This window comes from Escherichia sp. E4385, from assembly GCF_963883145.1.
Classification (GTDB): domain Bacteria; phylum Pseudomonadota; class Gammaproteobacteria; order Enterobacterales; family Enterobacteriaceae; genus Escherichia.
In genome coordinates this window covers 1-18,459 of sequence record NZ_CAWOOJ010000008.1, presented here as the reverse complement: position 1 = coordinate 18,459, position 18,459 = coordinate 1, and the positions used below count along the sequence as shown (strand labels likewise).

At 49.9% G+C, this 18,459-nt stretch carries 17 protein-coding genes, 1 tRNA gene and 2 rRNA genes; 16 read left to right on the top strand and 4 right to left on the bottom strand.

The window, feature by feature from the left end:
* Nucleotides 1–226 precede the first annotated feature (226 nt).
* The 9 genes from accB (at nucleotide 227) to AACS80_RS07405 (ending at nucleotide 7,590) form a co-directional block, all read left to right on the top strand.
* Nucleotides 227–697, top strand: a complete 471-nt coding sequence (gene accB / locus AACS80_RS07445; RefSeq protein ID WP_000354618.1) for an acetyl-CoA carboxylase biotin carboxyl carrier protein — start codon at nucleotides 227–229, stop codon at nucleotides 695–697.
* Nucleotides 698–707: 10 nt separating this feature from the next.
* Nucleotides 708–2,057: an acetyl-CoA carboxylase biotin carboxylase subunit gene (accC, locus tag AACS80_RS07440; RefSeq protein ID WP_000884639.1), complete on the top strand. Its 1,350-nt coding sequence runs from the start codon at nucleotides 708–710 to the stop codon at nucleotides 2,055–2,057.
* A gap of 108 nt (nucleotides 2,058–2,165) precedes the next feature.
* Complete coding sequence (locus AACS80_RS07435; protein WP_000381170.1) at nucleotides 2,166–2,408, top strand: YhdT family protein; 243 nt, start codon at nucleotides 2,166–2,168, stop codon at nucleotides 2,406–2,408.
* On the top strand, nucleotides 2,398–3,849 hold the full coding sequence (panF, locus tag AACS80_RS07430; protein WP_135410515.1) for a sodium/pantothenate symporter: 1,452 nt from the start codon (nucleotides 2,398–2,400) through the stop codon (nucleotides 3,847–3,849). Before AACS80_RS07435 ends, panF begins: the two co-directional genes overlap by 11 nt.
* An 11-nt stretch (nucleotides 3,850–3,860) precedes the next feature.
* A complete protein-coding gene (gene prmA, locus AACS80_RS07425; RefSeq protein ID WP_135410516.1) occupies nucleotides 3,861–4,742 on the top strand; it encodes a 50S ribosomal protein L11 methyltransferase in 882 nt (293 codons plus the stop codon).
* A gap of 328 nt (nucleotides 4,743–5,070) precedes the next feature.
* Nucleotides 5,071–6,036 (top strand): tRNA dihydrouridine synthase DusB, encoded by a 966-nt coding sequence (gene dusB / locus AACS80_RS07420; protein ID WP_001219652.1) that lies wholly within the window; start codon nucleotides 5,071–5,073, stop codon nucleotides 6,034–6,036.
* 25 nt (nucleotides 6,037–6,061) lie between these two features.
* Nucleotides 6,062–6,358 (top strand): DNA-binding transcriptional regulator Fis, encoded by a 297-nt coding sequence (gene fis, locus AACS80_RS07415; RefSeq protein ID WP_000462905.1) that lies wholly within the window; start codon nucleotides 6,062–6,064, stop codon nucleotides 6,356–6,358.
* A gap of 84 nt (nucleotides 6,359–6,442) precedes the next feature.
* On the top strand, nucleotides 6,443–7,327 hold the full coding sequence (gene yhdJ / locus AACS80_RS07410; protein ID WP_131160894.1) for an adenine-specific DNA-methyltransferase: 885 nt from the start codon (nucleotides 6,443–6,445) through the stop codon (nucleotides 7,325–7,327).
* Between the two features lie 83 nt (nucleotides 7,328–7,410).
* Entirely contained in the window at nucleotides 7,411–7,590 is a 180-nt protein-coding gene (locus AACS80_RS07405) for a DUF2556 family protein (RefSeq protein WP_010345321.1), read from the top strand.
* 2 nt (nucleotides 7,591–7,592) lie between these two features.
* On the opposite strand, the gene envR is transcribed toward AACS80_RS07405, so the two are convergent.
* Nucleotides 7,593–8,255 carry an acrEF/envCD operon transcriptional regulator gene (envR, locus tag AACS80_RS07400; protein ID WP_130204500.1) on the bottom strand — a complete coding sequence of 221 codons (663 nt, stop codon included), beginning with the start codon at nucleotides 8,253–8,255 and terminating at the stop codon, nucleotides 7,593–7,595.
* Between the two features lie 395 nt (nucleotides 8,256–8,650).
* Between envR and acrE the strand changes: the two genes are divergently transcribed.
* The 7 genes from acrE (at nucleotide 8,651) to AACS80_RS07365 (ending at nucleotide 17,968) form a co-directional block, all read left to right on the top strand.
* Nucleotides 8,651–9,808, top strand: coding sequence for a multidrug efflux RND transporter periplasmic adaptor subunit AcrE (acrE, locus tag AACS80_RS07395; protein WP_135410517.1), 1,158 nt, complete (start codon nucleotides 8,651–8,653; stop codon nucleotides 9,806–9,808).
* A gap of 11 nt (nucleotides 9,809–9,819) precedes the next feature.
* Entirely contained in the window at nucleotides 9,820–12,924 is a 3,105-nt protein-coding gene (gene acrF / locus AACS80_RS07390; RefSeq protein WP_130204496.1) for a multidrug efflux RND transporter permease subunit AcrF, read from the top strand.
* Between the two features lie 251 nt (nucleotides 12,925–13,175).
* Complete coding sequence (locus AACS80_RS07385) at nucleotides 13,176–13,397, top strand: membrane protein (RefSeq protein ID WP_000825639.1); 222 nt, start codon at nucleotides 13,176–13,178, stop codon at nucleotides 13,395–13,397.
* Between the two features lie 417 nt (nucleotides 13,398–13,814).
* Nucleotides 13,815–14,840 carry an amino acid ABC transporter substrate-binding protein gene (locus tag AACS80_RS07380; RefSeq protein ID WP_130204494.1) on the top strand — a complete coding sequence of 342 codons (1,026 nt, stop codon included), beginning with the start codon at nucleotides 13,815–13,817 and terminating at the stop codon, nucleotides 14,838–14,840.
* Nucleotides 14,841–14,907: 67 nt separating this feature from the next.
* Entirely contained in the window at nucleotides 14,908–16,089 is a 1,182-nt protein-coding gene (locus tag AACS80_RS07375; protein WP_138183732.1) for an amino acid ABC transporter permease, read from the top strand.
* Between the two features lie 9 nt (nucleotides 16,090–16,098).
* Nucleotides 16,099–17,202: an amino acid ABC transporter permease gene (locus AACS80_RS07370; RefSeq protein WP_131160937.1), complete on the top strand. Its 1,104-nt coding sequence runs from the start codon at nucleotides 16,099–16,101 to the stop codon at nucleotides 17,200–17,202.
* Nucleotides 17,203–17,209: 7 nt separating this feature from the next.
* Entirely contained in the window at nucleotides 17,210–17,968 is a 759-nt protein-coding gene (locus tag AACS80_RS07365; protein ID WP_135410519.1) for an amino acid ABC transporter ATP-binding protein, read from the top strand.
* 63 nt (nucleotides 17,969–18,031) lie between these two features.
* Here the strand turns inward: AACS80_RS07365 and rrf (AACS80_RS07360) are convergent.
* From rrf (AACS80_RS07360) to rrf (AACS80_RS07350), 3 genes are all read right to left on the bottom strand, one after another.
* A 5S ribosomal RNA gene (gene rrf / locus AACS80_RS07360) occupies nucleotides 18,032–18,147 on the bottom strand.
* A gap of 39 nt (nucleotides 18,148–18,186) precedes the next feature.
* A tRNA-Thr gene (locus AACS80_RS07355) sits at nucleotides 18,187–18,262 on the bottom strand.
* Between the two features lie 14 nt (nucleotides 18,263–18,276).
* Nucleotides 18,277–18,392: ribosomal RNA gene (gene rrf / locus AACS80_RS07350) — 5S ribosomal RNA — on the bottom strand.
* Between the last annotated feature and the right edge of the window lie 67 nt (nucleotides 18,393–18,459).

Here is an 18,459-nt window from a genome sequence, read left to right as displayed (position 1 = left end):
GTGACAATGGCGCAACGAAGGTATATTTTGTTTTTTGCCGGAGGATAGCAGCAAATCGCTGCACAATGTCCGTCAAGTCTCACATTGACACTCTGGGGCAAAATAGACCGGCGTCCCGGCCTGCTGGAATTTACCGCTATGCATACAGCTGTCGGGGCATACGCTTTACAGACGGCGGTGAAACGCCTGTCACAATCACACTAAACAAAGAGTACGGAACCCACTCATGGATATTCGTAAGATTAAAAAACTGATCGAGCTGGTTGAAGAATCAGGCATCTCTGAACTGGAAATTTCTGAAGGCGAAGAGTCAGTACGCATCAGCCGTGCAGCACCTGCCGCAAGTTTCCCGATGATGCAACAAGCTTACGCTGCACCAATGATGCAGCAGCCAGCTCAATCTAACGCAGCCGCTCCGGCGACCGTTCCTTCCATGGAAGCGCCAGCAGCAGCGGAAATCAGTGGTCACATCGTACGTTCCCCAATGGTTGGTACTTTCTACCGCACCCCAAGCCCGGACGCGAAAGCGTTCATCGAAGTGGGTCAGAAAGTGAACGTGGGCGATACCCTGTGCATCGTTGAAGCCATGAAAATGATGAACCAGATCGAAGCAGACAAATCCGGTACTGTGAAAGCAATTCTGGTCGAAAGTGGACAACCGGTAGAATTTGACGAGCCGCTGGTCGTCATCGAGTAACGAGGCGAACATGCTGGATAAAATTGTTATTGCCAACCGCGGCGAGATTGCATTGCGTATTCTTCGTGCCTGTAAAGAACTGGGCATCAAGACTGTCGCTGTGCACTCCAGCGCGGATCGCGATCTAAAACACGTATTACTGGCAGATGAAACGGTCTGTATCGGTCCTGCTCCGTCAGTAAAAAGTTATCTGAACATCCCGGCAATCATCAGCGCCGCTGAAATCACCGGCGCAGTAGCAATCCATCCGGGTTACGGCTTCCTTTCCGAGAACGCCAACTTTGCCGAGCAGGTTGAACGCTCCGGCTTTATCTTCATCGGCCCGAAAGCAGAAACCATTCGCCTGATGGGCGACAAAGTATCCGCAATCGCCGCGATGAAAAAAGCTGGCGTTCCTTGCGTACCGGGTTCTGACGGTCCGCTGGGCGACGATATGGATAAAAACCGTGCCATTGCTAAACGCATTGGTTATCCGGTAATTATCAAAGCCTCCGGCGGCGGCGGTGGTCGTGGTATGCGCGTAGTGCGCGGCGATGCTGAACTGGCGCAATCTATCTCCATGACTCGTGCGGAAGCGAAAGCTGCTTTCAGCAACGATATGGTTTACATGGAGAAATACCTGGAAAATCCTCGCCACGTCGAGATTCAGGTGCTGGCTGACGGTCAGGGCAACGCTATCTATCTGGCGGAACGTGACTGCTCCATGCAGCGCCGCCACCAGAAAGTGGTCGAAGAAGCGCCAGCACCGGGCATTACCCCGGAACTGCGTCGCTACATCGGCGAACGTTGCGCTAAAGCGTGTGTTGATATCGGCTATCGCGGTGCAGGTACATTCGAGTTCCTGTTCGAAAACGGCGAGTTCTATTTCATCGAAATGAACACCCGTATTCAGGTAGAACACCCGGTTACCGAAATGATCACCGGCGTTGACCTGATCAAAGAACAGCTGCGTATCGCTGCCGGTCAACCGCTGTCGATCAAGCAAGAAGAAGTTCACGTTCGCGGCCATGCGGTGGAATGCCGTATTAACGCCGAAGATCCGAACACCTTCCTGCCAAGCCCGGGCAAAATCACCCGTTTCCACGCACCAGGCGGTTTTGGCGTACGTTGGGAGTCTCATATCTACGCGGGCTACACCGTGCCGCCGTACTATGACTCAATGATCGGTAAGCTGATTTGCTACGGTGAAAACCGTGACGTGGCAATTGCACGCATGAAGAATGCGTTGCAGGAGCTGATCATCGATGGTATCAAAACCAACGTTGATCTGCAGATCCGCATCATGAATGACGAGAACTTCCAGCATGGTGGCACTAACATCCACTATCTGGAGAAAAAACTCGGTCTTCAGGAAAAATAAGACTGCAAAAGCGTCAAAAGGCCGGATTTTCCGGCCTTTTTTATTACTGGGGATCGACAACCCCCATAAGGTACAATCCCCGCTTTCTTCACCCATCAGGGACAAAAAATGGACACTCGTTTTGTTCAGGCCCATAAAGAGGCGCGCTGGGCGCTGGGGCTGACCCTTTTGTATCTGGCGGTATGGTTAGTAGCTGCTTACTTACCTGGCGTTGCCCCCGGTTTTACCGGTTTTCCGCGCTGGTTTGAGATGGCCTGCATCCTGACGCCGCTGCTGTTTATTGGACTGTGCTGGGCGATGGTGAAATTTATCTATCGCGATATCCCGTTGGAGGATGACGATGCAGCTTGAAGTGATTCTACCGCTGGTCGCCTATCTGGTGGTGGTGTTCGGTATCTCTGTTTATGCGATGCGTAAACGGAGCACCGGCACCTTCCTCAATGAGTATTTCCTCGGCAGCCGTTCCATGGGCGGTATTGTGCTGGCGATGACGCTCACCGCGACCTATATCAGTGCCAGTTCGTTTATCGGCGGGCCAGGCGCTGCTTATAAATACGGCCTGGGTTGGGTATTGCTGGCGATGATTCAGCTGCCTGCAGTCTGGCTTTCGCTCGGTATACTCGGCAAGAAGTTCGCGATTCTTGCGCGCCGCTACAATGCGGTGACGCTGAACGATATGCTGTTTGCCCGCTACCAGAGTCGTCTTCTGGTGTGGCTGGCGAGTTTGAGTTTGCTGGTTGCGTTCGTTGGTGCGATGACCGTGCAGTTTATCGGCGGTGCGCGTCTGCTGGAAACCGCGGCGGGTATTCCTTATGAAACCGGGCTGCTGATTTTCGGTATCAGTATTGCGTTATATACCGCCTTTGGCGGCTTTCGCGCCAGTGTGCTGAACGACACCATGCAAGGTCTGGTGATGCTGGTTGGCACCATTGTGCTGCTGGTCGGCGTGGTACATGCCGCTGGCGGCTTAAGCAACGCGGTAGAGACGCTGCAAACCATCGATCCACAGCTGGTTACGCCACAAGGTGCTGACGATATTCTGTCACCTGCCTTTATGACATCGTTCTGGGTACTGGTGTGCTTTGGCGTTATTGGCCTGCCGCATACTGCGGTGCGCTGTATCTCTTATAAAGACAGCAAAGCAGTGCATCGGGGGATCATCATCGGGACGATTGTAGTCGCAGTCCTGATGTTCGGTATGCACCTGGCCGGAGCGTTAGGTCGGGCGGTGCTCCCCGATCTCACCGTACCGGATCTGGTGATCCCGACGTTAATGGTAAAAGTGCTGCCACCGTTTGCAGCCGGGATCTTCCTGGCTGCACCGATGGCCGCGATCATGTCGACGATCAACGCCCAGTTGCTGCAAAGTTCCGCTACGATCATTAAAGATCTCTATCTGAATATCCGTCCGGATCAAATGCAAAACGAGACGCGTCTGAAGCGGATGTCGGCGGTGATTACGTTGATTCTCGGCGCGTTGCTGCTGCTTGCCGCCTGGAAGCCGCCAGAAATGATCATCTGGCTGAATTTGCTGGCCTTCGGTGGGCTGGAAGCCGTTTTCCTGTGGCCGCTGGTGCTGGGTCTTTACTGGGAACGCGCCAACGCCAAAGGTGCGCTAAGTGCGATGATCGTTGGCGGCGTGCTGTATGCCGTGCTCGCGACCCTGAATATTCAGTACCTGGGCTTCCACCCTATCGTGCCCTCGTTACTGCTAAGTTTGCTGGCTTTCCTGGTCGGAAACCGTTTCGGTACTTCCGTCTCGCAAGCTACCGTTTTGACTACTGATAAATAAAGAGTTTTGCCATGCCTTGGATCCAACTGAAACTGAACACCACCGGCGCGAACGCTGAAGATCTTAGCGATGCGCTGATGGAAGCGGGTGCCGTGTCCATTACTTTTCAGGATACCCACGATACGCCGGTGTTTGAGCCGCTGCCGGGCGAAACGCGCCTGTGGGGCGACACCGATGTGATTGGTCTGTTCGATGCTGAAACCGACATGAATGAAGTCGTGGCGATTCTGGAGGATCATCCGCTGCTCGGCGCAGGCTTCGCGCACAAAATCGAACAACTGGAAGATAAAGACTGGGAGCGCGAATGGATGGATAATTTCCACCCAATGCGCTTTGGCGAACGTCTGTGGATCTGCCCAAGCTGGCGTGATGTGCCAGACGAAAACGCCGTCAACGTGATGTTAGACCCGGGCCTGGCGTTTGGTACGGGGACTCATCCAACCACCTCTCTGTGCCTGCAATGGCTCGACAGCCTCGATTTAACCGGTAAAACGGTCATCGATTTTGGCTGTGGATCCGGCATTCTGGCAATCGCGGCGCTGAAACTGGGCGCAGCAAAAGCCATTGGTATTGATATCGATCCGCAGGCCATTCAGGCCAGCCGCGACAACGCCGAACGTAATGGCGTTTCTGAGCGTCTGGAACTCTACTTACCCAAAGATCAGCCTGAAGCGATGAAAGCCGACGTGGTGGTCGCTAACATCCTCGCAGGCCCGTTACGTGAACTGGCACCGTTAATCAGCGTCCTGCCGGTTTCAGGCGGCTTGCTGGGCCTTTCCGGTATTCTGGCAAGCCAGGCGGAGAGCGTTTGTGAAGCTTATGCCGACAGCTTCGTTCTGGACCCGGTCGTGGAAAAAGAAGAGTGGTGTCGCATTACTGGTCGTAAGAATTAACCGCCAGAATGCGGCATAGTGATGTAGAGAGAATTGCGAGCAACGTCACAAAAGGCACGTAATTTTGCTGATTATTTAGGCAAATTTGCGTGCCAAAATTTTCATTCATAAAGAAAAATTGAGAACTTACTCAAATTTCTTTGAGTGCGAATTTTAATCACTTATTTCTAATGTGATGATTTTTATGATTAATTATTCCGCCGAGTTCATTTTAAATGCAATTCTTTGATCCATCTCAGAGGATTGGTCAAAGTTTGGCCTTTCATCTCGTGCAAAAAATGCGTAATATACGCCGCCTTGCAGTCACAGTATGGTCATTTCTTAACTCATGCGCATCGGACAATATCAGCTCAGAAATCGCCTGATCGCAGCGCCCATGGCTGGCATTACAGACAGACCTTTTCGGACGTTGTGCTACGAGATGGGAGCCGGATTGACAGTATCCGAGATGATGTCTTCTAACCCTCAGGTTTGGGAAAGCGACAAATCTCGTTTACGGATGGTGCACATTGATGAACCCGGTATTCGCACCGTGCAAATTGCCGGTAGCGATCCGAAAGAAATGGCAGATGCAGCACGTATTAACGTGGAAAGCGGTGCCCAGATTATTGATATCAATATGGGTTGCCCGGCTAAAAAAGTGAATCGCAAGCTTGCAGGTTCAGCCCTCTTGCAGTACCCGGATGTCGTTAAATCGATCCTTACCGAGGTCGTTAATGCAGTGGACGTTCCTGTTACCCTGAAGATTCGCACAGGCTGGGCGCCGGAACACCGTAACTGCGAAGAGATTGCCCAACTGGCTGAAGACTGTGGCATTCAGGCTCTGACCATTCATGGCCGTACACGCGCCTGTTTGTTCAATGGAGAAGCTGAATACGACAGTATTCGGGCAGTTAAGCAGAAAGTTTCCATTCCGGTTATCGCGAATGGCGACATTACTGACCCGCTTAAAGCCAGAGCTGTGCTCGACTATACAGGGGCGGATGCTCTGATGATAGGCCGCGCAGCTCAGGGAAGACCCTGGATCTTTCGGGAAATCCAGCATTATCTGGACACTGGGGAGTTGCTGCCCCCGCTGCCTTTGGCAGAGGTTAAGCGCTTGCTTTGCGCGCACGTTCGGGAACTGCATGACTTTTATGGTCCGGCAAAAGGGTACCGAATTGCACGTAAACACGTTTCCTGGTATCTCCAGGAACACGCTCCAAATGACCAGTTTCGGCGCACATTCAACGCCATTGAGGATGCCAGCGAACAGCTGGAGGCGTTGGAGGCATACTTCGAAAATTTTGCGTAAACAGAAATAAAGAGCTGACAGAACTATGTTCGAACAACGCGTAAATTCTGACGTACTGACCGTTTCTACCGTTAACTCTCAGGATCAGGTAACCCAAAAACCCCTGCGTGACTCGGTTAAACAGGCACTGAAGAACTATTTTGCTCAACTGAACGGTCAGGATGTTAATGACCTCTATGAGCTGGTACTGGCTGAAGTAGAACAGCCCCTGTTGGACATGGTGATGCAATACACCCGTGGTAACCAGACCCGTGCTGCGCTGATGATGGGCATCAACCGTGGTACGCTGCGTAAAAAATTGAAAAAGTACGGCATGAACTAATTCAGGTTAGCTAATTGCTTGATTAAAAGGCGCTACTCGGCATGGGGAAGCGCCTTTTTTATAGGTGTCGCAAAGGGAGTGACCATGAGAACAGGATGTGAACCCACCAGGTTTGGCGACAATACAAAGACCATTATCCACGGTGATGCATTAGCTGAACTTAAAAAGATACCCGCAGAAAGTGTCGATCTAATCTTTGCTGACCCGCCTTATAACATCGGTAAAAATTTCGATGGCCTGATCGAAGCGTGGAAAGAAGATCTGTTTATTAACTGGCTATTTGAAGTGATTACAGAGTGCCACCGCGTTCTGAAAAAACAGGGCAGCATGTACATCATGAACAGCACGGAAAACATGCCCTTTATTGACCTCCAGTGCCGCCAGCTTTTTACCATCAAAAGTCGCATCGTCTGGTCGTATGACAGCTCCGGCGTTCAGGCAAAAAAATATTACGGCTCCATGTATGAACCCATCCTGATGATGGTGAAAGACGCAAAGAACTACACATTTAACAGCGATGCTATTCTGGTAGAAGCCAAAACCGGAGCACAGCGTGCATTAATCGACTATCGCAAAAATCCCCCACAACCTTACAATCATCAAAAAGTGCCAGGTAACGTCTGGGATTTTCCACGCGTACGTTATTTGATGGATGAATATGAAAACCATCCGACGCAAAAGCCTGAAGCTTTACTGAAGCGCATTATTCTCGCCTCTTCTAACCCTGGCGATGTCGTTCTCGATCCGTTTGCTGGTAGCTTCACCACCGGAGCCGTCGCCATCGCGACCGGGCGAAAATTCATTGGTATTGAGATTAACAGCGAGTACATCAAGATGGGGCTACGCCGACTGGAAGTCGCGTCACATTACTCCATGGAAGAGCTGGCGAAAGTGAAAAAAAGAAAGACCGGCAACCTGTCAAAACGAAGCCGGATCAGCGAAGTTGACCCCGATCTCATTGCAAAGTAAAGGAAGTGTAAGCCTGGTTTTCAGATTATTCATTTCGTGTATATTTCCTGCCAGACTTGGTTAAACATGCACAGGCTCAGGTAATGATTCGCAAGTATTGGTGGCTCGTCGTTTTCGCTGTCTCCGTTTTTCTGTTTGATACCTTACTGATGCAGTGGATTGAACTACTGGCAACAGAAACAGACAAATGTCGCAATATGAACTCGGTTAATCCGCTAAAACTGGTTAACTGTGACGAACTGGATTTTCACAATAGAATGTAACTTTATACGATACCTAATTCATTTGTTTTATGAATTAATTTCGTTATGTTTTCATCTGGCATAAACATTCTTAATACATTATCGACTAATGCGGGTGCTTGTTTATAAAGATCGTAACCCGCTATATTCATTAACCAGTTTTGAACAATACCGCTGAAGGCGCCATCAATAATAATCATTACGACGTCTAAGTCGAGGCTTTTAGCTATATCCCCCTGTTGCTGACATGCTTGTAATACTTCACGCAAAATCTGTGGATTAAAGCCCATCTTTTCCCGTATTACTGCCTCGGCCAGCATTTCATCACTAAATTCACACTTGTGATATAAGATTTGCAGTAACGCCTGCTGGCGGGGAATTTCGGCAATATATTGCAAGCCAACAATCAGTTTTTCACGCAATTGCAGGAAAGGATCATGTTCTAACCCTTCCGTTAAACGTTCCTGGATTAACTCACGCAATGAAGGCTGTTGCAGCCACATCTCGTTAAACAGTTGAGCCTTGTTTTCGAAGTGCCAGTAGATTGCGCCACGCGTGACGTTGGCGGCGTCGGCGATGTCATTGAGCGTCGTCTTGCTTACGCCATACTGCGCAAACTGGGCGATGGCGGTTTCAATCAGTTCTTGCCTGGTCTTCAGGGCTTCAGCTTTGGTTCTTTTTGCCATGATTAATCATTCAGGGAATAAATATATTCGACATAAGGGAAACAACGAGAAGTAATGTATCACCTAATTTTTATTTATACGAGAAACCAATTCCCGTCTGCTATCAATCGTCAAATAATCAAAGTCTATTGTTTGACGATAATACATTTACTTAATAAATGTATATTTCACTTTGCGTTAAAATGCTTCCATTCTTTTCAACTCACATCAAATGAGAACATTAGAATATTAATCTATTTTTGTGTTTACGTGCCTTGAATAGCGACTATTCATAACTATTCCTTACATCGCAGGACGATAATTTGTAGGATAGCGAACTGTATTTTTATTTCTGCGAGTTAACGCGTTGCCTTTTTCTGGCTAATAACGCGCTTTTGGTTTTTTGAGGAATAGTAATGACGAAACATGCCAGGTTTTTCCTCCTGCCCTCCTTTATCATGATCTCCGCAGCGTTAATTGCGGGTTGTAACGATAAGGGAGAAGAGAAAGCTCACGTCGGTGAACCGCAGGTTACCGTTCATGTTGTGAATACTGCCCCGTTAGAAGTTAAAACTGAATTACCAGGCCGTACTAATACTTTCCGTATTGCCGAGGTTCGCCCACAGGTTAGCGGGATAGTGCTGAATCGTAATTTCACTGAAGGCAGCGATGTGCAAGCTGGCCAGTCCCTGTACCAGATCGATCCAGCCACTTATCAGGCAAGTTATGACAGCGCGAAAGGCGACCTGGCGAAAAGCGAAGCTGCCGCATCCATCGCGCATTTGACGGTAAAACGTTATGTTCCGCTTGTGGGTACGAAATACATCAGCCAGCAGGAGTACGATCAGGCGATTGCTGATGCTCGTCAGGCCGATGCTACCGTCATAGCCGCAAAAGCCACGGTCGAAAGCGCCCGCATCAATCTCGCTTATACCAAAGTGACTGCGCCAATTAGCGGGCGTATCGGCAAATCTTCGGTGACCGAAGGTGCTCTCGTCACTAACGGGCAAACGACCGAACTGGCGACTGTCCAGCAACTCGATCCTATCTATGTCGATGTGACCCAATCCAGCAACGACTTCATGAGACTCAAGCAGTCCGTAGAGCAAGGTAGTTTGCATAAGGAAAACGCCACCAGCAACGTAGAGCTGGTCATGGAAAACGGTCAAACCTATCCCCTGAAAGGCACGCTGCAATTCTCTGATGTAACCGTTGATGAAAGCACCGGCTCCATTACCCTGCGCGCGGTTTTCCCTAACCCGCAACACACGCTTCTGCCAGGTATGTTTGTGCGCGCACGGATTGATGAAGGTGTACAACCTGACGCTATTCTTATCCCGCAACAGGGAGTTAGCCGCACGCCGCGTGGTGACGCTACCGTCATGATTGTTAATGATAAAAGCCAGGTAGAGGCGCGTCCTGTTGTCGCCAGCCTGGCCATTGGCGATAAATGGCTGATTAGCGAAGGACTAAAAGCGGGTGATCAGGTCATTGTCAGCGGCCTGCAAAAAGCACGCCCGGGAGAGCAGGTTAAAGCCACTACCGATACCCCCGCAGATACTGCGTCGAAGTAAGGCAATCTGATATGGCAAACTTTTTTATTCGACGACCAATATTTGCATGGGTGCTGGCCATTATTCTGATGATGGCGGGCGTACTGGCGATCCTACAATTGCCCGTCGCCCAGTATCCAACCATTGCCCCGCCTGCTGTTTCTGTGTCGGCAAACTATCCGGGCGCTGATGCGCAAACCGTGCAGGATACGGTGACACAGGTTATCGAACAGAATATGAACGGCATCGATAATCTGATGTATATGTCCTCCACCAGCGATTCTGCCGGTAGCGTGACAATTACCCTCACCTTCCAGTCCGGGACCGATCCAGACATCGCGCAAGTGCAGGTACAAAACAAACTTCAACTCGCCACACCGTTGCTGCCGCAGGAAGTCCAGCAACAGGGGATAAGTGTCGAGAAATCAAGTAGCAGCTTTTTGATGGTGGCTGGTTTTGTTTCTGATAACCCAAGTACCACACAAGACGATATTTCCGACTACATCGCCTCTAACGTCAAAGATACCATTAGCCGTCTGAACGGCGTTGGCGACGTACAACTGTTCGGTGCTCAGTACGCTATGCGTATCTGGCTCGATGCCGATCTGCTGAACAAATATAAACTCACATCGGTTGATGTTATTAACCAGTTGAAAGTACAGAACGACCAGATTGCGGCCGGTCAGTTAGGCGGCACGCCGGCATTACCAGGACAGCAGCTAAACGCGTCGATTATTGCCCAGACACGGTTAAAAGATCCGGAAGAGTTCGGCAAAGTCACCCTGCGCGTGAACAGCGACGGTTCGGTAGTGCGGCTGAAAGATGTCGCACGGATTGAACTCGGTGGTGAAAACTATAACGTTATCGCCCGTATCAACGGCAAACCCGCGGCTGGCCTCGGTATTAAACTGGCAACGGGAGCTAACGCACTTGATACCGCAAAAGCCATCAAGGCCAAACTGGCAGAATTGCAGCCGTTCTTCCCACAGGGAATGAAGGTTCTTTACCCTTATGACACCACGCCTTTCGTCCAGCTTTCTATCCAGGAAGTGGTGAAAACGCTGTTCGAAGCCATTATCCTGGTATTCCTGGTGATGTATCTGTTCTTGCAGAACATGCGGGCGACATTGATACCCACCATTGCTGTACCTGTCGTGTTGTTAGGGACGTTTGCCATACTCGCCGCTTTTGGTTACTCCATCAATACGCTAACGATGTTCGGGATGGTACTTGCCATCGGGCTTCTTGTTGATGATGCGATAGTCGTTGTAGAGAACGTCGAGCGCGTAATGATGGAGGATAAACTCCCCCCCAGAGAAGCGACGGAAAAATCGATGTCGCAAATCCAGGGTGCGCTGGTAGGTATCGCGATGGTACTGTCGGCGGTGTTTATTCCGATGGCATTCTTCGGTGGCTCAACAGGGGCAATTTATCGACAGTTCTCTATCACTATTGTTTCAGCAATGGCGCTTTCAGTACTGGTTGCGCTGATTCTCACCCCCGCGTTATGTGCAACATTGCTGAAACCAGTCTCTGCCGAGCATCACGAAAATAAGGGTGGTTTCTTCGGCTGGTTTAACACCACTTTCGATCATAGCGTTAATCACTACACCAATAGCGTTGGCAAAATCCTCGGTTCCACAGGGCGATATTTACTGATCTATGCGCTGATTGTCGCCGGAATGGTAGTGCTGTTTTTACGCCTCCCTTCTTCTTTCTTGCCGGAAGAAGATCAGGGTGTCTTCCTGACCATGATCCAACTGCCCGCTGGAGCGACGCAAGAGCGGACACAAAAAGTACTGGATGAAGTGACGGATTACTATCTGAAGAACGAGAAGGCGAACGTTGAAAGTGTCTTTACAGTCAATGGATTTAGCTTCAGCGGTCAGGCGCAAAACGCCGGGATGGCCTTTGTCAGCCTTAAACCGTGGGAAGAGCGCAGTGGCGAAGAAAATAGCGCGGAAGCGGTAATCCAACGTGCCAAAATGGAACTGAGTAAAATCCGCGACGGTTTTGTCATTCCATTCAATATGCCAGCCATTGTTGAACTGGGTACGGCAACAGGTTTCGACTTTGAGTTAATCGATCAGGCGGGTCTTGGTCACGATGCCTTAACCCATGCCCGCAACCAATTGCTTGGCATGGCGGCGCAACATCCTGAAAGCTTAGTCAGTGTGCGCCCCAATGGCCTGGAAGATACTGCGCAGTTCAAACTTGAAGTTGACCAGGAAAAAGCACAGGCATTAGGCGTTTCGCTTTCTGACATTAATCAGACCATTTCTACGGCGTTAGGCGGGACGTATGTCAACGACTTCATCGACCGTGGCCGCGTGAAAAAAGTATATGTTCAGGCGGATGCCAAATTCCGTATGCTGCCAGAAGATGTCGATAAACTTTATGTCCGCAGTGCCAACGGCGAAATGGTGCCATTCTCCACCTTTACCACTTCACATTGGGTATATGGTTCTCCGCGTCTGGAACGCTACAACGGTCTACCCTCGATGGAGATTCAGGGGGAAGCTGCGCCAGGCACCAGTTCCGGCGATGCGATGTCTCTAATGGAAAGCCTCGCCTCACAACTACCTAACGGAATCGGTTATGACTGGACGGGGATGTCGTATCAGGAACGCTTGTCAGGCAACCAGGCCCCTGCTCTGGTAGCCATTTCATTCGTGGTCGTTTTCCTGTGCCTTGCAGCGCTCTATGAAAGCTGGTCAATTCCTGTCTCGGTTATGTTGGTCGTGCCGTTAGGGATTGTCGGCGTGCTGCTGGCGGCGACACTCTTTAATCAAAAAAATGACGTTTATTTTATGGTGGGCTTGTTAACGACAATTGGCTTATCAGCTAAAAACGCTATTTTGATTGTTGAGTTCGCCAAAGACCTGATGGAGAAAGAGGGGAAAGGTGTTATTGAAGCAACGCTGATGGCCGTACGTATGCGTCTTCGTCCGATTCTGATGACATCACTCGCCTTTATTCTCGGCGTATTGCCGCTGGCTATCAGTAATGGTGCGGGAAGCGGCGCGCAGAACGCGGTAGGGATTGGAGTCATGGGCGGCATGATTTCCGCAACATTACTGGCAATCTTCTTCGTCCCTGTGTTCTTTGTGGTGATCCGCCGTTGCTTTAAAGGGTAAATTTAAAACACAAAGGCGTCTTCGGACGCCTTTTTAATTTGCAGTTAAAACTATAAAAATTAATGAGTTAATGATTCACTAACTTTTGAATTGAGTGCATTCATTCTTTCTCCCTTCATTATTTTTACAATTAACATAATTTGTCATTATTCATCTCGCAAGAATTATAACTCCCGGTGATAAAATGGAATTCAGTACGTTAATAAGAAAGTTAGCTTATTAAGCGGTAGCGTTATTACTGAGGTAACACCATGAAAAGATTAATTCCTGTCGCATTGCTCACCGCATTGCTGGCGGGCTGCGCTCACGATTCACCCTGCGTTCCGGTTTATGACGATCAGGGCCGTCTGGTTCACACCAATACCTGTATGAAAGGTACGACTCAGGATAACTGGGAAACTGCCGGGGCTATTGCTGGCGGGGCAGCGGCTGTTGCTGGCCTGACGATGGGGATCATCGCTCTGTCGAAATAACTGAACAGAGCGCGGAGTTCCGCGCTCTGTTTAACGGTACAGAATCTCACCGTAAGATAAAATACAACTATATTCGGCTAGCTTATTCCCTTTTAATTTAGCATTTTATTTCGAACCGTCGAAATAACACATCCATTAGTTTTTCCCCTCATTTAAAACACATGCTCACGCTAACAATCATTATCCTGCTTAGTAAAATGCGAATAAATATTTTGCGCTAAAATGTGGCGTATGTTTCATTTTCGCACCATTGCGGGGCGATGTTTTTATTATTTCCTGTCTACACTCAGCTTATTGCGACACGGAATCGTGCGCAAAAACTGGCACTACTTTTGCTTATAAAAGGATGGCCACAGACAGGTAAAAGACGTTTCCCAAACGTCCTATAACGATAATTTTCGCCTCACAGGAAGCATTATGAAAAAGATGATGATAGCCACACTGGCTGCCGCCAGCGTGCTGCTTGCCGTTGCAAATCAGGCGCATGCTGGCGCGACACTTGATGCCGTAAAGAATAAAGGGTTTGTTCAATGTGGGATCAGTGACGGATTACCTGGGTTCTCTTATGCCGATGCAGACGGTAAGTTTTCAGGTATTGATGTAGATGTTTGTCGTGGTGTTGCCGCTGCTGTATTTGGCGACGACACGAAAGTGAAATATACCCCACTCACAGCAAAAGAACGCTTCACCGCTTTACAGTCAGGAGAAGTGGATTTGCTCTCCCGTAATACGACCTGGACTTCATCCCGCGACGCAGGAATGGGAATGGTATTTACTGGCGTCACTTATTACGACGGCATTGGCTTCCTGACGCACGATAAAGCGGGATTAAAAAGCGCGAAAGAACTGGATGGCGCAACCGTCTGTATTCAGGCGGGGACTGATACCGAACTTAACGTCGCCGATTACTTCAAGGCAAACAATATGAAGTACACGCCAGTAACCTTCGATCGCTCAGACGAATCAGCGAAGGCTCTGGAATCTGGCCGCTGCGATACGCTGGCCTCGGATCAGTCGCAACTGTATGCCCTGCGGATCAAATTAAGTAATCCTGCCGAATGGATTGTCCTGCCAGAAGTTATCTCTAAAGAACCGCTTGGTCCGGTAGTCCGTCGTGGCGATGATGAATGGTTCTCTATTGTGCGCTGGACGCTTTTCGCCATGCTGAATGCTGAAGAGATGGGCGTTAACTCGCAAAACGTTGATGAAAAAGCGGCTAATCCAGCTACGCCTGATATGGCGCATCTGCTGGGTAAAGAGGGCGATTACGGCAAGGATCTGAAGCTGGATAATAAATGGGCTTACAACATCATCAAACAGGTGGGTAACTACTCGGAAATTTTTGAGCGTAATGTAGGTTCAGAAAGCCCGCTGAAAATTAAACGTGGGCAAAATAATCTCTGGAATAACGGCGGTATTCAGTACGCGCCGCCCGTGCGTTAAGTCGGTGTGAGGTAACGGGCGTCGCTACGGCGGCGCTCTCTTCAGCGTTATGGTTTCCGAGGTTTATATGCCCCATCGCCGCTCAACCGTTAAAGGCTCACTCTCCTTTACCAACCCTACGGTTCGCGCCTGGTTATTCCAGATCCTCGCCGTTGTTGCCGTCGTCGGCATTGTTGGTTGGTTATTTCACAACACCGTGACGAATCTAAACAATCGCGGCATTACATCAGGATTTGCCTTTCTGGATCGCGGCGCAGGCTTCGGGATCGTCCAGCATTTGATCGATTACCAGCAGGGCGATACCTACGGACGCGTTTTTATTGTCGGCTTACTCAATACGCTACTGGTTTCAGCATTGTGTATCGTATTCGCATCTGTCCTGGGCTTCTTTATCGGTCTGGCGCGACTTTCGGATAACTGGCTGCTACGAAAGCTTTCCACAATTTATATTGAGATCTTCCGTAATATTCCCCCGCTACTGCAAATCTTCTTCTGGTACTTTGCCGTGTTGCGCAATTTGCCCGGACCGCGGCAGGCAGTGAGTGCGTTTGATCTCGCCTTTTTGAGCAATCGTGGGCTCTATATTCCGTCGCCGCAGCTGGGAGATGGATTTATTGCGTTTATCCTGACTGTTGTTATTGCTATAGCCATTTCTGTTGGACTATTCCGTTTTAATAAAACGCACCAGATAAAGACCGGACAACTGCGCCGTACCTGGCCTTGCGCCGTTGTGTTGCTCACTGGTTTACCTTTACTGGCGCAATGGCTTTTTGGTGCGGCACTGCACTGGGATGTTCCGGCGCTACAAGGGTTTAACTTCCGCGGCGGGATGGTGCTTATCCCTGAGCTGGCAGCTTTAACGTTGGCGCTTTCAGTTTATACATCTGCATTTATCGCCGAGATTATTCGCGCCGGGATCCAGGCAGTGCCTTATGGTCAACATGAAGCTGCCCGCTCGCTGGGATTGCCCAAGCCAGTTACGCTACGCCAGGTCATTATTCCCCAGGCGCTGCGAGTGATTATTCCGCCGTTAACCAGCCAGTATCTCAACATCGTCAAAAACTCCTCTCTTGCCGCCGCTATCGGCTATCCCGATATGGTTTCGCTGTTTGCTGGCACCGTGCTGAACCAGACGGGGCAAGCCATCGAGACGATTGCCATGACGATGTCGGTCTATCTGATTATCAGCCTGACTATCTCGCTGCTGATGAATGTCTATAACCGCCGTATCGCGATCGTTGAACGCTAAGGAGTCATGATGACAAAAGTATTGCTGTCTCATCCCCCGCGCCCGGCGAGCCATAACTCAAGCCGCGCTATGGTGTGGGTGCGCAAAAACCTGTTCTCCAGCTGGAGCAATAGCCTGCTGACTATTGGCTGCTTATGGTTGATGTGGGAACTGATTCCACCGCTGCTGAACTGGGCTTTTTTACAGGCAAACTGGGTTGGTTCAACGCGTACCGACTGCACAAAAGCCGGTGCCTGTTGGGTCTTCATCCACGAACGATTCGGCCAGTTTATGTATGGGCTTTACCCGCACGACCAGCGCTGGCGAATTAACCTGGCATTACTGATTGGCCTTGTTTCTATCGCACCAATGTTCTGGAAAATACTCCCGCATCGCGGTCGCTATATTGCGGTATGGGCGGTTATCTACCCACTGATTGTCTGGTGGCTGATGTATGGCGGTTTTCTTGGTCTGGAGCGGGTTGAAACCCGGCAATGGGGCGGGCTGACACTGACGTTGATTATCGCATCTGTTGGGATTGCTGGGGCGCTGCCGTGGGGGATATTACTGGCATTAGGCCGCCGCTCCCATATGCCGATTGTGCGTATCTTATCGGTCATTTTTATCGAGTTTTGGCGTGGCGTACCGCTGATTACCGTACTGTTTATGTCTTCGGTCATGCTGCCGCTCTTTATGGCGGAAGGCACCAGTATCGACAAACTGATTCGTGCGTTGGTCGGCGTGATCCTGTTTCAGTCAGCATACGTTGCGGAAGTCGTGCGAGGCGGATTACAGGCGCTGCCCAAAGGGCAATACGAAGCGGCAGAGTCGCTGGCGTTGGGTTACTGGAAAACTCAAGGGCTGGTTATTCTGCCCCAGGCACTGAAGCTGGTGATTCCAGGGCTGGTAAATACCATCATCGCGCTATTCAAAGACACAAGTCTGGTGATCATCATCGGGTTGTTCGATCTTTTCAGTAGCGTGCAGCAGGCAACCGTTGACCCCGCCTGGCTGGGTATGTCGACGGAAGGGTATGTTTTCGCCGCACTGATCTACTGGATCTTCTGCTTCAGCATGTCACGTTATAGCCAACATCTGGAAAAACGTTTTAACACCGGGCGTACACCGCATTGAGGACACTATGAGCCAAATTTTACCGCAACCTGCTAACGCGATGATTACGCTGGAAAACGTCAATAAATGGTATGGGCAATTCCATGTTCTGAAAAATATAAATTTAACCGTGCAACCGGGAGAACGAATAGTACTGTGTGGACCTTCTGGTTCCGGGAAATCGACAACCATTCGTTGTATTAATCATCTGGAAGAACACCAACAGGGACGGATCGTGGTGGATGGCATCGAGCTTAACGAAGATATTCGCAATATTGAGCGCGTCAGGCAGGAAGTGGGAATGGTCTTTCAGCATTTCAATCTATTCCCACATTTGACCGTTTTACAGAACTGTACCCTGGCGCCGATTTGGGTGCGTAAAATGCCGAAGAAAGAAGCTGAAGCTTTGGCGATGCATTACCTTGAGCGGGTGAGAATTGCCGAACATGCACAGAAGTTTCCCGGGCAGATTTCTGGTGGTCAGCAGCAACGCGTTGCCATAGCACGTTCACTTTGTATGAAACCAAAGATCATGCTGTTTGATGAACCTACGTCGGCGCTCGATCCGGAGATGGTAAAAGAAGTGCTGGATACGATGATTGGGCTGGCGCAGTCAGGCATGACGATGCTGTGCGTAACACATGAAATGGGATTTGCGCGAACTGTCGCTGATCGAGTGATTTTTATGGATCGCGGAGAAATCGTGGAGCAAGCTGCACCGGATGAATTTTTTGCGCATCCTAAATCGGAGCGTACGAGGGCATTTTTATCGCAGGTTATCCATTAAGTTGTACATGGATTCGAAACGCAAAAAGGCCATCCTTTCGGATGGCCTTTCGCTTGATTTGATGTCTGGCAGTTCCCTACTCTCGCATGGGGAGACCCCACACTACCATCGGCGCTACGGCGTTTCACTTCTGAGTTCGGCATGGGGTCAGGTGGGACCACCGCGCTACTGCCGCCAGACAAATTCTTTTCTAATCTGCCGAACTTTAACCTAAAAAGTGGTGCTGATACCCAGAGTCGAACTGGGGACCTCACCCTTACCAAGGGTGCGCTCTACCAACTGAGCCATATCAGCACGCTAAATTTGATGCCTGGCAGTTCCCTACTCTCGCATGGGGAAACCCCACACTACCATCGGCGCTACGGCGTTTCACTTCTGAGTTCGGCATGGGGTCAGGTGGGACCACCGCGCTACAGCCGCCAGGCAAATTCTGTTTATTAACCCGCTTATCGCCGGTTAATTTAATCTGTATCAGGCTGAAAATCTTCTCT